This window comes from Streptomyces phaeolivaceus, assembly GCF_009184865.1.
Lineage (GTDB): Bacteria > Actinomycetota > Actinomycetes > Streptomycetales > Streptomycetaceae > Streptomyces > Streptomyces phaeolivaceus.
Map to the genome: position 1 here is coordinate 2,645,476 of NZ_CP045096.1, position 13,190 is coordinate 2,658,665.

At 70.7% G+C, this 13,190-nt stretch carries 9 protein-coding genes and 1 pseudogene; 6 read left to right on the forward strand and 4 right to left on the reverse strand.

The annotated features are described in order from the left end of the window. Positions 1–115: 115 nt before the first annotated feature. Both F9278_RS12330 and F9278_RS12335 read left to right on the forward strand, forming a co-directional pair. Complete coding sequence (locus tag F9278_RS12330) at positions 116–535, forward strand: DnaJ family domain-containing protein (RefSeq protein ID WP_152168366.1); 420 nt, start codon at positions 116–118, stop codon at positions 533–535. Positions 536–630: 95 nt separating this feature from the next. Then, positions 631–3,291: an NACHT domain-containing protein gene (locus F9278_RS12335; protein WP_152168367.1), complete on the forward strand. Its 2,661-nt coding sequence runs from the start codon at positions 631–633 to the stop codon at positions 3,289–3,291. Here F9278_RS12335 and F9278_RS12340 read toward each other — a convergent pair. Continuing rightward, positions 3,275–3,850, reverse strand: a pseudogene (locus F9278_RS12340) (Hsp70 family protein); the annotation flags it as partial. The gene F9278_RS12335 and the pseudogene F9278_RS12340 sit on opposite strands and share 17 nt — an antisense overlap. 47 nt (positions 3,851–3,897) lie before the next feature. On the opposite strand from F9278_RS12340, the gene ltrA reads away from it, so the two are divergent. Both ltrA and F9278_RS12350 read left to right on the forward strand, forming a co-directional pair. Then, positions 3,898–5,223 (forward strand): group II intron reverse transcriptase/maturase, encoded by a 1,326-nt coding sequence (ltrA, locus tag F9278_RS12345; RefSeq protein ID WP_226966717.1) that lies wholly within the window; start codon positions 3,898–3,900, stop codon positions 5,221–5,223. Between the two features lie 265 nt (positions 5,224–5,488). Continuing rightward, a complete protein-coding gene (locus F9278_RS12350; RefSeq protein ID WP_226966718.1) occupies positions 5,489–6,001 on the forward strand; it encodes a GNAT family N-acetyltransferase in 513 nt (170 codons plus the stop codon). Here the strand turns inward: F9278_RS12350 and F9278_RS12355 are convergent. Continuing rightward, entirely contained in the window at positions 5,967–8,192 is a 2,226-nt protein-coding gene (locus tag F9278_RS12355) for an MDR family MFS transporter (protein ID WP_404818872.1), read from the reverse strand. The genes F9278_RS12350 and F9278_RS12355 overlap by 35 nt on opposite strands. A gap of 220 nt (positions 8,193–8,412) precedes the next feature. On the opposite strand from F9278_RS12355, the gene F9278_RS12360 reads away from it, so the two are divergent. Beyond that, the gene (locus F9278_RS12360; protein ID WP_226966719.1) at positions 8,413–9,561 is read left to right on the forward strand and encodes a peptidoglycan-binding domain-containing protein; all 1,149 of its coding nucleotides are present in this window, start codon (positions 8,413–8,415) and stop codon (positions 9,559–9,561) included. Positions 9,562–10,463: 902 nt separating this feature from the next. Here the strand turns inward: F9278_RS12360 and F9278_RS12365 are convergent. After that, the gene (locus tag F9278_RS12365; protein ID WP_193241453.1) at positions 10,464–11,150 is read right to left on the reverse strand and encodes an HAD-IA family hydrolase; all 687 of its coding nucleotides are present in this window, start codon (positions 11,148–11,150) and stop codon (positions 10,464–10,466) included. A 213-nt stretch (positions 11,151–11,363) separates the two neighbouring features. Then, positions 11,364–11,945, reverse strand: coding sequence for a TMEM165/GDT1 family protein (locus F9278_RS12370; protein ID WP_152168372.1), 582 nt, complete (start codon positions 11,943–11,945; stop codon positions 11,364–11,366). A gap of 545 nt (positions 11,946–12,490) precedes the next feature. On the opposite strand from F9278_RS12370, the gene F9278_RS12375 reads away from it, so the two are divergent. Beyond that, positions 12,491–13,135, forward strand: coding sequence for an HNH endonuclease family protein (locus F9278_RS12375; protein ID WP_152168373.1), 645 nt, complete (start codon positions 12,491–12,493; stop codon positions 13,133–13,135). Positions 13,136–13,190: the final 55 nt, after the last annotated feature.

A 13,190-nucleotide genomic window follows, 5' to 3' on the forward strand; every position in this document is an offset into this window, starting at 1 on the left:
CCGCTCCTAACGGGTCAAACTCCAATTGTCGCTGCGCACGGCGCGTTTGGCGCGCCGCCGCCGCATGATAATTCGCCGGATCGTCCTGTTGTGCGGGCTCCGGCACAATGGACGCATGACCGAGCGAAAGCCCCCCGGTGTCAGCTTCGAGTCCTTCGTCGACAAACAGATCCGCGAGGCGGAGGCGCGCGGCGACTTCACGTCCCTCCCGGGCGTCGGCCGCCCGCTGGAGAGCGACGACACGACGTACGACGAACTCTGGTGGATCAAGCGGAAGATGGCCCGCGAGGGCCTCTCCGTCCTGCCTCCCACCCTGGCCCTGCGCAAGGAGGCCGAGGACGCCCTCGCCACCGCCGCCGAGGCCCCGTCCGAACACGTCGTCCGCAAGATCATCACCGAGATCAACACCAAGATCCGAGAAATGATGTTCAAACCCCCACCGGGACCACCGCTCGGCCTGAAGCCGTACGACGTGGAGAAGGTCGTACGGGAGTGGCGTGAGCGACGGGAGGGGAGCGAGCGCCAGCAGGGGTGAATCCGCTGTCCGGCCGCGCGGTACGGGTGCGGCGGACCCGGTCCCTCGATGCCCCCGGCGTCCTATGCTGAAGGGCATCGGGGGAAGGGGAACATGTGGACGCTGCTGCCGTCGGTGCTCGTCTGGCGTCGAGCGTGGTCGCTCCCCTGGTCAAGAAACTCTTCGCACAGCCGGGCGCCGGTGCCGGCCTCGTCGCGCAGCCGGTGAAGGTCTCGGGCCTGGTGTCGTTCCGGGGCGAGAAGCGGGTCCTCGGCGAGAAGGAACTGCAGAAGGTCGCCACGGAGCTGGTGGCACGGGCCGTCGGCTCGGCCGGCCCGGCGGAGCGACCGGTGCCGGTCGACGAGGACGAGGCCGTCGCCGTGGCACTGACCCGCACGCTACGGGCCCTGGGCGACCTGGAGATGGACGACGTCCAGGCGGTGCAGCTCGGCCACCGGGCCCTGGCCAGACGGCTGCGCGACGCGGACCCCCGGGTGACCTTCGACCTGTCCGACGACGCGGCCCGGCTGCACGACACCCTGGTGGACGTCGCCTGTCTGCACATCCTGCACTTCTTCACCCAGCGCTCGGCCTTCGTCGCCCGCACCCTGGTCAGCCAGAGCGCCCAGCTCGCCGAGGCCGTCACCCGGATCGACCTGCTGCTGGAACGCACCCCCTCCCGGATCGGCGAGGACGCCGCCTTCGAGGCGCGCTACGCGGCGTACGTCATCGAGAAGTACGGCACGCTCACGATCTACGGCATCGACTTCACCAACTCCCCCGCCCAGTGGCCGCTGGACACCGCCTACCTCAGCCTGGAGCTGGCCGTCGGTGAGGGCACCCGCCAGCTGCCGGTCCGCGCCGACCACGTGCTCGACGGACGCGACCGCGTCCTGCTGCGGGGCGTCGCGGGATCCGGGAAGACCACACTGGTGCAGTGGCTGGCGGTGACCGCCGCCCGGGGAACCACGCTCGACGGCCATCTGGCCTCCCTGACCGGCCGGGTCCCGTTCGTCCTGGCCCTGCGGACCCTGACGCACTCCTGGCACGACCTGCCCACCCCCGGACGCTTCCTGACGGCCGCCCGCAACCCCCTCGCCGACGCGCAGCCGCACGGCTGGGCCGACCGCGTCCTGCAAGCGGGACGCGGGCTGCTGCTGGTCGACGGCGTGGACGAAGTGCCGTCCGCCGTACGGGAGAAGGCCAAGGAATGGCTGCGCGACCTGATCGCCGCCTACCCGGGGAACCTGTGGCTGATCACCTCCCGCCCCTCGGCGGTACGGGAACACTGGCTGGACGGCCAAGGGTTCACCGAGGGGTCCCTCGCCCCGATGAGCACGGCCGACGTCAACCACTTCATCCGGCGCTGGCACTCGGCGGCACGGGCCAGCGACACCTCCGACTGGGAACTGCTGGACAGCTACGAGCAGTCGCTGATGGCGGCGGTCCGCACCAAGGGCGACCTCTCCCGGCTGGCCACCAACCCCCTGATGTGCGGCCTGATCTGCGCCCTCCACCGGGACCGCCGGGGCTTCCTGCCCCGCGCCCGCAAGGATCTGTACGACGCCGCCCTGTCGATGCTGCTCTCCCGCCGCGACATCGAACGGAACATGGGGCTCACCGACAGCATCGACCTCACCGAGGAGCCCAAGACCCAGCTGTTGCAGAAGCTCGCCTACAAGTTCCTGCTGAACGGCAAGTCGGAGATCGACAGCGACCAGGCGGAGCGGATCATCGCGCACACACTGCCGTCGGTGTCCGCCGCCGCGAGCCAGGGCACGGCACAGCAGGTGTTCCGCCATCTGCTGCTGCGCAGCGGGGTGTTGCGGGAGCCCGCGCCCGGCACGATCGACTTCGTCCACCGCACCTTCCAGGACTATCTGGGCGCCAAGGCGGCCGTGGAGGAAGGCGATCTGTCCCTGCTGGTGCTGCGTGCCACGGACAGCCAGTGGGAGGACGTCATCCGGATGGCGATCGCCCACGCCCGGCCCAAGGAACGCGCTGTCCTGCTCGGTGAGTTGATCACCCGCGGCGATGTCGCCGTCCCGCGCCGGCGCACCCTTCTCCATCTGCTCGCCATGGTGTCGCTGGAGCACGCCACGGAACTCGAACCGACGATCCGCGCCCGGGTGGAGAAGCGGGCCGCCCGGCTGATCCCGCCCAGGAACAACACCGAGGCGCAGGACCTGGCCCAGGTGGGCCCCGTGGTCCTCGAACTGCTCCCCGGGCCCGAGAACCAGGAGCCCGAGACCGCCGTGCACACCGTCCGGACGGCGACACTGATCGGGGGCGACGCGGCGATCCCCGTCCTCGCCCGCTACACGGACGACCCGGACCCCGTCGTCCGCAGCCATGTCGCCCAGGCCTGGCATCGCTTCGACACCGACCAGTACGCGGCCGAGGTCATCGCCCGACTCCCGGACGACGACATCTACTTCGAGATCGTGACCCGGGCCGAACTCTCCGCGATCGGACACCTCGGCGGCCGGGCCCGGCTGCGCATCGGGGATGATCTCACCCCCGACGACCTGGTGAACGCCCGTATCGCCGACCGTCTCACCTGTCTGTGGCTGCGCGCCGACCAGGCCCCCACCTGGGACTGGCTCACCGCCTTCCCCCATCTGCACACCCTGCTGCTCGACCGCGGCTTCGACGCCTTGGACCTCTCCTCGCTGGCCGCCCACCCCACGTTGCGGACGGTGGGCATGGACCCGAGACAGCGCACGGCCGAAGGGGGCGGACCCGACTCCCGGTTCGAGATCACCACGATCGTCTGAGCAGGGCGGCGAGGGACGGGAGACGGAACCGCTTCGGCGTACCGCTCGTCCGCTGCTCCTGGGCCGGGGGTTGTTCGGGGAGCGGCCGGGGCCTCGGAACCGGGGTCCGTGCGGACTCCTGGCGCACGCGCGTGCGTTCCACCGCGCAGACGCCGTCGATGTTCATCGACCAGGTCGTGCCGGTGGCCAGGTCCGTCGCCGAGGCGCGCAGCAAGGCGTTGGCGTCGATCTCGAGCATCACCTCGATGTCCGGTGGGCCGCCCTTGGCGGGACTGGTCAGGCCTGTGAGGCGCAGGACGCCGAGTCGCTCGTTGTCGGCGGCGGTCTCGCTCTCGCCCCGCACGACCGGGATGTGCACGGTCGCCGCCGCGTCCGTGTCCCGGGCCAGGGTGAGCATCTCCGAGCGCTTCGTCGGGATGGTGGTGCCCCGCTCGATGAGCTTGTGCGTCGCCCCGCCCCCGACGGCGATCCCCAGGGAGCTCGCGGTCACGTCCAGCAGCAGGGTGTCACGGACGCTGCCGGTGAGCACGCCCGCCTGGAGCGCGGCCCCGTACGCCACGCACGGCGGCCGATCCCGGCCGCAGGTTCGACGATCTGTTCAACCTCGTGCACGACCCGGCGACGCTGATGATGGCGTTCGAACGGGTCGCGGGTAACAAAGGGGCCAAAACACCCGGAGTTGACGGCCTGACGGTCGTCAACATCGAGCAGGAGATTGGCCCTTATGGGTTCCTGGAGGACCTGCGCCGCATACTCCGGACGGGTGAGTTCCGCCCGCTGCCGGTACGCGAACGTAAGATCCCCAAGCCCGGTGGGAGCGGGAAGGTGCGCAAGCTCGGCATCCCGACCGTGACCGACCGGGTGGTCCAGGCGGCCCTGAAGCTGGTGCTGGAGCCGATCTTCGAGGCCGACTTCAAGCCGGTCTCCTACGGCTTCCGGCCCCTGCGGCGGGCACACGACGCGATCGCCGAGATCCACTTCTACGGCACCCACGGCCACCGCTGGGTCCTGGACGCGGACATCGAGGCGTGCTTCGACTCGATCGACCACACGGCCCTGATGGACCGGGTGCGAGCGCGGGTGAAGGACAAGCGCGTGCTGCTGCTGGTGAAGGCGTTCCTCAAGGCCGGCGTGCTCACCGAGTCCGCCGTCCGCGAGACCTCCTATACCGGCACCCCGCAGGGCGGCATCCTCTCCCCGCTCCTGGCGAACATCGCCCTGTCGGCGCTCGACGAGCACCTGACCGGGCCGTGGGAGCCGGGGCGGGAGATGTCGACCGGCCAGAGGCGCATGAGGCGCCGTCGCAAAGGTCTGCCGAACTGGCGGATCGTCCGCTACGCGGACGACTTCGTCGTCCTGGTGGACTCCGGCCGCGACGACACCGAAGCGCTGCGCGAGGGCATCACCGACGCGCTGCGACCGCTCGGGCTCCGCCTCTCCGAGGCCAAGACCCAGGTGGTGCACATGTCGGAAGGGTTCGACTTCCTTGGGTTCCGCATCCAGTGGCGCCGCAAGCGGGGATCGGACAAGTGGTACGTCTACACCTACATCGCTGACCGGCCCATCCGGCAGCTGAAGGACAAGATCCGTGCCCTGACGAACAGAAAGTCGCAGCAGGACCCGAGGGACGTGCTGAGAAGGCTCAACCAGATCATGCGCGGCTGGGCCAACTACTTCAAGCACGCGGTCGCGAAAGTCACCCTGAGAACCCTCCAGCGTTTCGTCTGGCACCGGGTGATCAACTGGTGGATCCGGCTGCACCGCTGGAGGTGGAAGGACGTCCGCCGACGCCTCACCGACCACAACGGCCGGTGGCAAAGACCGTCGGCGGGCGGGATCGAGTTGTTCGACCTGCAAACGGTGACGGTCACCCGTTACCGCTACCGGGGCAACACGATCCCCACCCCCTGGGCCCTGCCCAACCACGCCTGAACGGCAGATTCCGTGGAGAGCCCGGTGCGTTGAGAGGCGCACGCCGGGTTCGGTGAGCGGCGCGGAGAGACGGGCCGGTGGCAACACCGGTACCGCGCTCCGCGCCGACTCTACCTTCCAGAGTCCTCGGCCCAGGGCGCCTCGCCCCGTCGGGCCGTTTCGCACCGGGTTGCCCGAACCCGTTCGTTCAAACGGTGGGCGCGCGGGCGGAGACGGACATAAATCGTTTGCGGGCCACCCGCACCCGCTCCCGACAATGACCGCCATGACGACTGTCTGGTCCGTGACCGCCGAGCCCCATGACTCCCCCGTCGCCGCCGCGCTCTGGCGGGCGTACTACACGGAGGTCAGCGACCGCTGGTATCTGCTGCACGAGGGGCATGTCACGGAACCGGACGAGCTGGAGCGGGAGGTCACGGCGGACACCGGGGAGTATCTGGCGCCGCCCGGTGGGGTGTTGCTGGTGGCACGGTACGGGGGCGAGCCGCTCGGTACGGCGGGGGTGCGGCTGCTGGACGCCACGACGGCCGAGCTGAAGCGGGTGTTCCTGCTGAAGGAGGCCCGGGGCAGGGGCGGTGCCGCGCCGCTCGTGACGGCCGCCGAGGACACGGCCCGCGCGCTCGGCGCCGGGCGGATCGTCCTCGACACCCGGGACGATTTGGTCGAGGCCCGCGCGCTGTACGCCCGCCTCGGCTACGAGGAGACCGCCCCGCACAACGACGCCGCGTACGCGGACCACTGGTTCACGAAGAAGCTGGCGTGGACGTGGGAGCCGTAGGAGGTGCGGGCGGCGGGTCGGACGGCGGCGGGGTCATCGGCCGTCGGGTGATCGCGCCCTCGGCGTGCGGGCGTTCCGCGTCCGAGCCGCACAGCTCGGCGTTGAGTTCACCGACGAGCCGGACGAGATCGGTGGGGCGGTCGGGGCCCCACCAGTCGCCGAGGAGTTCGGCGAGGGAGTCCTCGCGGGCCTGGGCGAGCCGGTCGGCGGCCCGGTGGCCGGCCTCGGTGAGGACGAGGTCGATGCCGTCGCGGCGGGCGAGGCCGCGCTCCTCGACCTGCCGGGTCGCCGCCATGACGATGTCGAGCGGGACGGTACTGCGCTCGGCCAGCACGGCGGGTTCGGCCCAGCCGTACCGCCGGATCCGCAGCAGCAGCCAGCTCGCGGCGGGCAGCAGGTCGTAGCCGGCCCGCGCGGTGATCTTCCGGTAGATCTCGCGGCGCCCCTCCCGGGACCCGAGCACCGACAGCGCCCGGCACACCTCGTCGTACGACGACCGCTCGACGGGGTTGCTGGCGAGCGTCTCGGTGGCGTCGGGTGCCGTGACGGAGGCCCGCAGCCGGTCCTCGCGCAGGAACCAGGCGAGGACGAAGCCGAGGAGGGCGACCGGGGCGGCGTAGAGGAAGACGTCGGTGATGGAGGAGGCGTACGCGTCGAGGACGGACGGGCGCAGCGTGGCGGGGAGTTCGGCGATCTCGCGCGGGTCGGACTTCAGCCCGTCCACGCTGACGCCGGCCGGGAGCCGGGCCCCGTCGAGGGCGTCGCCGAGCTTGTCGCCGAGGTGCCCGGCGAAGACCGTGCCGAAGACGGCGACGCCGAACGAGGCGCCGATGGACCGGAAGAAGGTCGCGCCGGAGGTGGCGACGCCGAGGTCCTCGTAGGAGACGGCGTTCTGCACGACGAGGACGAGGACCTGCATGACGAGCCCTAGCCCGAGTCCGAAGACGAAGAGGTACGCGCTCATCTCACCGGTGGAGCTGTCCGCGTCGAGCTGGTGCAGAAGCAGCAGGCCCAGCGTGGTGACGCCCGTGCCCGCGACGGGGAACACCTTCCAGCGGCCGGTACGGCTGACGAGCTGGCCGGAGACCGTCGAGGCCAGCAGCAGCCCGAACACCATCGGCAGCATGTGCACACCGGACATGGTCGGCGAGACCCCGTGCACGACCTGGAGGAACGTCGGCAGATACGTCATCGCGCCGAACATCGCGAAGCCGACGACGAAGCTGATCACGGCGGAGAGGGTGAAGGTGCGGACCCGGAACAGCTTGAGCGGCAGGACGGGTTCGGCGGCCCGCCGCTCGACGGCCACGAAGACGGCGACGAGCAGCACGGCCAGTACGGAGAGGCCGATGATCTGCGGTGAGTTCCACTCCCAGGTGGTGCCGCCGAGGGAGGCGACCAGGACCAGACAGGTGGCCACGGAGGCGATGAGGAAGGTGCCGAGGTAGTCGATGACATGCCGCTCGGCCTTGCGCGGGATGCGCAGCACGGCGGCGATGACGAGCAACGCGACCGCGCCGACGGGCAGGTTGACGTAGAACACCCAACGCCAGCTCAGATGCTCGGTGAACAGTCCGCCGAGCAGCGGCCCGAGCACGCTCGTCGCACCGAAGACGGCGCCGAACAGCCCTTGGTAGCGTCCGCGTTCGCGCGGCGGCACGAGATCGCCGACGATCGCCATCGACAGCACCATCAACCCGCCGCCGCCGAGGCCCTGAAGCGCCCGAAAGCCGATCAACTGGGGCATGTTCTGCGCCGCTCCGCACAACGCCGACCCGATGAGAAAAATCACGATCGCCGTCTGGAACAGCTTCTTGCGGCCGAACTGGTCGCCGAGTTTGCCCCACAGCGGGGTCGCCGCCGTCGCGGCCAGCATGTACGCCGTGACCACCCACGACAGATGCTCCAGCCCACCGAGGTCGCTGACGATCGTCGGCAGCGCCGTCGACACGATCGTCTGGTCGAGCGCCGCCAGCAGCATCCCCAGCAGCAGGGCCCCGATGGAGACCATCACCCCGCCGGGCACCCCCTCCGGGGTCGGAACGCCGTGGCCACGGGGTCCGGGCGGGGGCGTACGCCCGGCGGGCGCGTCGGTGTCGTCCGCGCCCTGGTCGGCACCGTCGGTGCCGTGGCCGCCGTCGTCGATGCCGTGGCCGGTGCGGTCGGTGTCGCGGCCGTTGTCGTCGGTCATGCAGACCTCCCGAGGACCCGAGGGCCTCATGGCAGCGCCCTCAGTCTCCTCTCCTTCGCCCTGTTCTTCGTCCTCTTCCTCCATGTCCGTTCCATCGTGGTCGGTGTGACCGGTTATGGCCTGTCGAGCCGTTCCGGAACCCCTGATTCCCGGGGCGCCTGGGAGATTCTGTGGCGACCGTTTGCTTAAACTCTGGAGTCTTCGCGGGGAGGAACGACACGTGAGTGAACCGACCAGTCACATATGCCCGGAATGCTCCACACCCAGGGCCTCGGACGGCACGCCGTCCTGCGCGTGCGGCCGCCGCGCGTCCGAGGCCCTACTCGAAGCGCGTACGGCCGAGGCGGCGGCAGCGGAGGACTTCGACCCCCTCCGGATACGCCCCTACGTGGAGCTGGGCCACGAGAACCAGGCACACCCCGGCGGCCCATGGCACCCCACGGCCCCCGACGGCGACACCCCGGGCCCCGACCAGGCCCCGACGGTCGCCCTGCCGATGACCACGGCGGCGCCCGCGACGACGACACCCTCCACAACGGTGACGCCCTCGACCACGGAGACACCCACGGCGGCGATGCCCACGACCGGGCAGAGCACGACTAACGAACGAATGTTCGACCGGCGGGGTGGGAGGCCCGGCTGGGCCAGGGAGCCCGGCGCCGGCGGGTCACGGTCGGCGGCGCGGGCCGCCTCGACGACTCCCGCCCGCCGACGCCGCCGACGCGCCACGCTCGTCGTCGCCCTCGCCGGAACCGCCGTCGCCGGGGTGATGGCCGCCGCCGGATTCGCGAGCGGGCTGTTCGCGTACGACGCCCCGGAGCGCGACCGCGCACTGCCGGACGATCTGCGGGCGAGCGTGCCGGACACCACGCCCGACGGGGATTCCTCGCCGGTGCGGCCGTCCGCGAAGGGCGGGGGCGCGGCTCCCGCGCCGGCGCCACCGGCCGGCGGTGCCGCGTCGCCGAGCCCCTCGAAGAGCGCGTCCCCCTCTCCGTCGCCCTCGGAGCCGTCCGGTTCGCCGTCGGCGTCCGCCTCGCCGAGCCCCTCACCGAGCGCGCCCGGCGCGGGCGCCTCCACCGGCTCGTCGGCCGCCGGCGCGGACGACTCGGACGGCTCGGACGACAGCCGGCTCGTGATGCCCAAGACGCTCCGCCTCGGCGACGACGACCCCGAGGTCACCGAACTCCAGCTCCGGCTGCGCCAGCTGGGCTACTACGAGGGCGACATCGACGAGAACTACGACACCCAGGTCGAACAGGCCGTCCTCGACTACCAGGACGACCGGGGCATCACCGAGGCCAAGGAGAAGCCGGGCGTCTACGGCCAGGTCACCCGGGCCCGACTGGAGTCCGAGACGAAGGAACCGTGAACGGCGGCGGGGTCGGTCGGCGTCCCCCGCCGACCCGTGATGCCGTCCCACTCGCCTACGGGGGGAGAGCAAATGAGACGGGGCAGTCTTCAGAGGGTCACCATGAGGGCCATGTGGTCGACCCGCAGGCGCACACCATCACGTCGCCTTGGCGTTGGGGTCGGTGCTGGCCGTCTTCGTACGCGGGACACATTCGAGTCGGATCCTGTCTTCACCACTGAAATGGTTCAAGGTCACCCCCAGCGCACGAAGGGCAGGCGACCTGACCGGTCTGCGCACACGTGGAACATCCGCCGAAGCCATAGCAGTATGGACAGAACATCAGGCGCGCGCCGATGCACACACCGCAGTGCGAAGGCAGCGCCGCCATGAGATCGAGAACCGTTGCCGGTGGCGCTGGGTCGGATGGGCGTCGGCCGGCTCGCGGCTTTGGGGCGGGCATCAGTCGCTCTTGTGCGGGTGAGCCCTGATCGTGCGCGCAGCCTCGAACCTGACTCTGGCGTCGCCACGTTGTTTCGCGCTGAGCATTTCTCCGGCGGCACTCTGACATGTCTCGCAGTCGGCCTTCGGCTTCGCCTCGTACAGCCAGTCATCGAGCGGCAGGTCAATCGGCGGCTCGGGGTACCGGTTCACAGCACACCCCAGACACGCGGGCGCCGGGCGTCCACAGCGGAATGCGGATGCTTCGCGATTTCCTCGCTGGTGCCCTGTACTGCGGCAAGGTCACGGACTTCGCGGGCAATCTCGCGGGACTCAGCCAGCGCACCGCATCACGTTCGGGTCTTGGGGTACGCCTGCGTCACATCCCGCTCCCCCTTCACACCAGCACCGACGGTCGACCGCCGGCCTCAGTGTCCGCCGCCACCCCGTCGGCCACGGCCTCCACCGACCCCGCCTTCCGATCAACCCCCAGCCTCCCCGTCACCCCCGGCGTGCAGCCGCACAACCCCACCCTCGCCCACCTCGACCCGTACCGACGTCAGGTCGGGCACCACCACGTCGGGGCCGTGCGCTCCCGCCCGCTCTCCGATCCCCACGACCCGCATCCCCGCCGCGCGCCCGGCCGCGATGCCCGCCTCGGAGTCCTCGAAGACGACGCAGTCCCCGGGTGCCACGCCCAGCTCGGCGGCGCCCTTCAGGAAGCCCTCGGGGTCCGGCTTGCTCGCGCCGACGGACTCGGCGGTGACGCGCAGCTCGGGCAGGGGCAGCCCGGCGGCGGCCATCCGTGCCGTGGACAGGGCGACGTCCGCCGAGGTCACGAGGGCGTGCGGGACACCGCCGGAGACGAGGGACGCGAGGAACTCGGGCGCGCCCGGTATCGGGACGACGCCGTCCACGTCGGCGGTCTCCTCGGCCAGCATCCGTGTGTTGTCCGCGAGGTTCTCCGCCATGGGCCGCTCGGGCAGCAGGACGGCCATCGTGGCGTAGCCCTGGCGGCCGTGCACCACCTTCATGATCTCCGCGCCGTCCAGCCCGTGCCGCTCGGCCCAGCGCCGCCAGACACGTTCCACGGCGGCGTCCGAGTTGACGAGGGTGCCGTCCATGTCCAGCAGGAGGGCGCGGGCGGTCAGAACGGTGGTGGCCGTCATCAGCAGCTCCAAGACGCGAAACGAACGCGGGAGAACGGAGGGGAGGAATGAATGGTGGAAGGAGAGGAAGGAAGGGGCCGCGGACCGCCGGTCGGACCCGGCGAGGCGGCCCGGAGGGACAAGGCGGCCCCGCCCGCCGGTCAGGGAGTGCGGGCGGGAGCCACTTTGTTTCTATACGGTACAAAACATTCCGCGGCCCCGCCACCCCCTCACTCATCCCGCCACGGCCTCCCACAGACTCCACACACCGAGCCCCACCATCAGCACGGCGGCGATCCGGGTGATCAGCCCCAGCGGCACCCGCTTCATCAGCGCCTTGCCGCCGACGATGCCGAGCCCCGCCACGGCCCACAGCGCGAGCACCGCGCCGAGCCCGACGGAGAGCGGATCGTCGTAGCGGGCCGCGAGGTTGGCGGTCATGATCTGCGTCAGATCTCCGAACTCGGCGACCAGGATGAGCATGAACCCCGCCCCCGAGACCTTCCAGAAGCTCTGGTTCTCGGGCCGCCGGACCTCTTCCTCACCCTCGTCCTTCTTCATGAGCAGCACCGCCGCGCCGCCCAGGAACAGCACGCCGGTCAGCGCGTGCACGATCTGCTGCGGCAGGAGGGTGAGGACGCTGCCCGCGGCCACGGCGAGCGCGACATGCACGGCGAAGGCGGCGGCGACACCGGCGAAGACGTACGAGGCGCGGTAGCGGGTGCCGAGGACGAGGCCGGCGAGCGCGGTCTTGTCGGGGAGTTCGGCGAGAAAGACGACGCCGAAGACGAGCGCCGTGACACTGAAGCTGATCAAGGTTCCTCAATCGGTCGGGCCACCCCACCGAGAGAAATCATCCGCTGACGCGACACCTCGGCACGGCAGCACACGGTTCGACCGCGCCGGACGGCACGGATGCGCACTGCTTGCCGAAGGTCTCGCTGGCGCGGTCCCGATCCACGGGACCCGCCTCCGGGCGCCGGCTCAGACGAGCTGAGCAGTATGTCGACGGTCCCGGCGAAGAGCTACTCCCCTTCTGCGACGTCAATGGTACGCCGACGCCGAAAAGCCCGGGGCGCAGCCCCTGCTTTTCAGGGGCGCGGGGAACCGCGCGAGAAGCCCCACGCACCCGCAGCCGACAACGCACCCCCCGGCACCCGCTCACCAGGGCGCCCCAAGGCACCCCAGGACGCCCCAGGACGCCCCACCCCCAGGCTCCCCCGGCCACAATCACGACCGAACCCCTTGTCGTGTCATGCACACGTCACTAGCTTCTCACCAGACGCACATCCGCCGGTAACACGACGACGCGACCCTTCAATCGCTCGCGCCCCAACACCCCGGCCCCACAAGGAGTTCCCATGCGCAGGTTCTACGCGCGTCGACGGTTCAGCATACTCACCGCGCTCAGCGGATTGATAGCCTCCGTCGCGCTCTTCAACGCTCCGACCGCCTCCGCCGCGCTGCCGACCCCCATCAGCGCGTCCACCGCCCGCTCCTACCTCGCCACCCTCACCGTCGCGACCGAGGACCGCACCGGGTACGACCGGGACCTGTTCAACCACTGGATCACCATCAGCGGCACCTGCAACACCCGCGAGACGGTCCTCAAGCGCGACGGTACGAACGTCGTCACCAGCTCCGCCTGCGCCGCCACCAGCGGCACCTGGTACTCCCCGTACGACGGCGCCACCTGGACCGCCGCCTCCGACCTGGACATCGACCACCTGGTGCCGCTGGCCGAGGCCTGGGACTCCGGCGCCGACAGCTGGAGCAGCGCCACCCGCCAGGCGTTCGCCAACGACCTCACCCGCCCGCAGCTCATCGCCGTCACGGACAACGTGAACCAGTCGAAGAGCGACCAGGACCCCGCCGAGTGGATGCCCTCGGTCTCGTCCTACCGCTGCACGTACGTCCGCGCCTGGGTCCAGGTGAAGTACTACTACGACCTCTCCGTCGACTCCGCCGAGAAGAGCGCCCTCACCAGCTACCTCGCGAACTGCTGACACCCCCACCGGAAACCGGCCCGGAAACCGGCCGGCCCGGAAAGTGGCCCGGAAA

What these genes read in the sequence shown, in the direction of transcription:
- F9278_RS12330 (WP_152168366.1), top strand. Translation starts at nt 116, where the DNA reads ATGACCGAGCGAAAGCCCCCCGGTGTCAGCTTCGAGTCCTTCGTCGAC.
- F9278_RS12350 (WP_226966718.1), top strand. Translation starts at nt 5,489, where the DNA reads ATGACGACTGTCTGGTCCGTGACCGCCGAGCCCCATGACTCCCCCGTC.
- F9278_RS12355 (WP_404818872.1), bottom strand. Translation starts at nt 8,192, where the DNA reads ATGACCGACGACAACGGCCGCGACACCGACCGCACCGGCCACGGCATC.
- F9278_RS12365 (WP_193241453.1), bottom strand. Translation starts at nt 11,150, where the DNA reads ATGACGGCCACCACCGTTCTGACCGCCCGCGCCCTCCTGCTGGACATG.
- F9278_RS12375 (WP_152168373.1), top strand. Translation starts at nt 12,491, where the DNA reads ATGCGCAGGTTCTACGCGCGTCGACGGTTCAGCATACTCACCGCGCTC.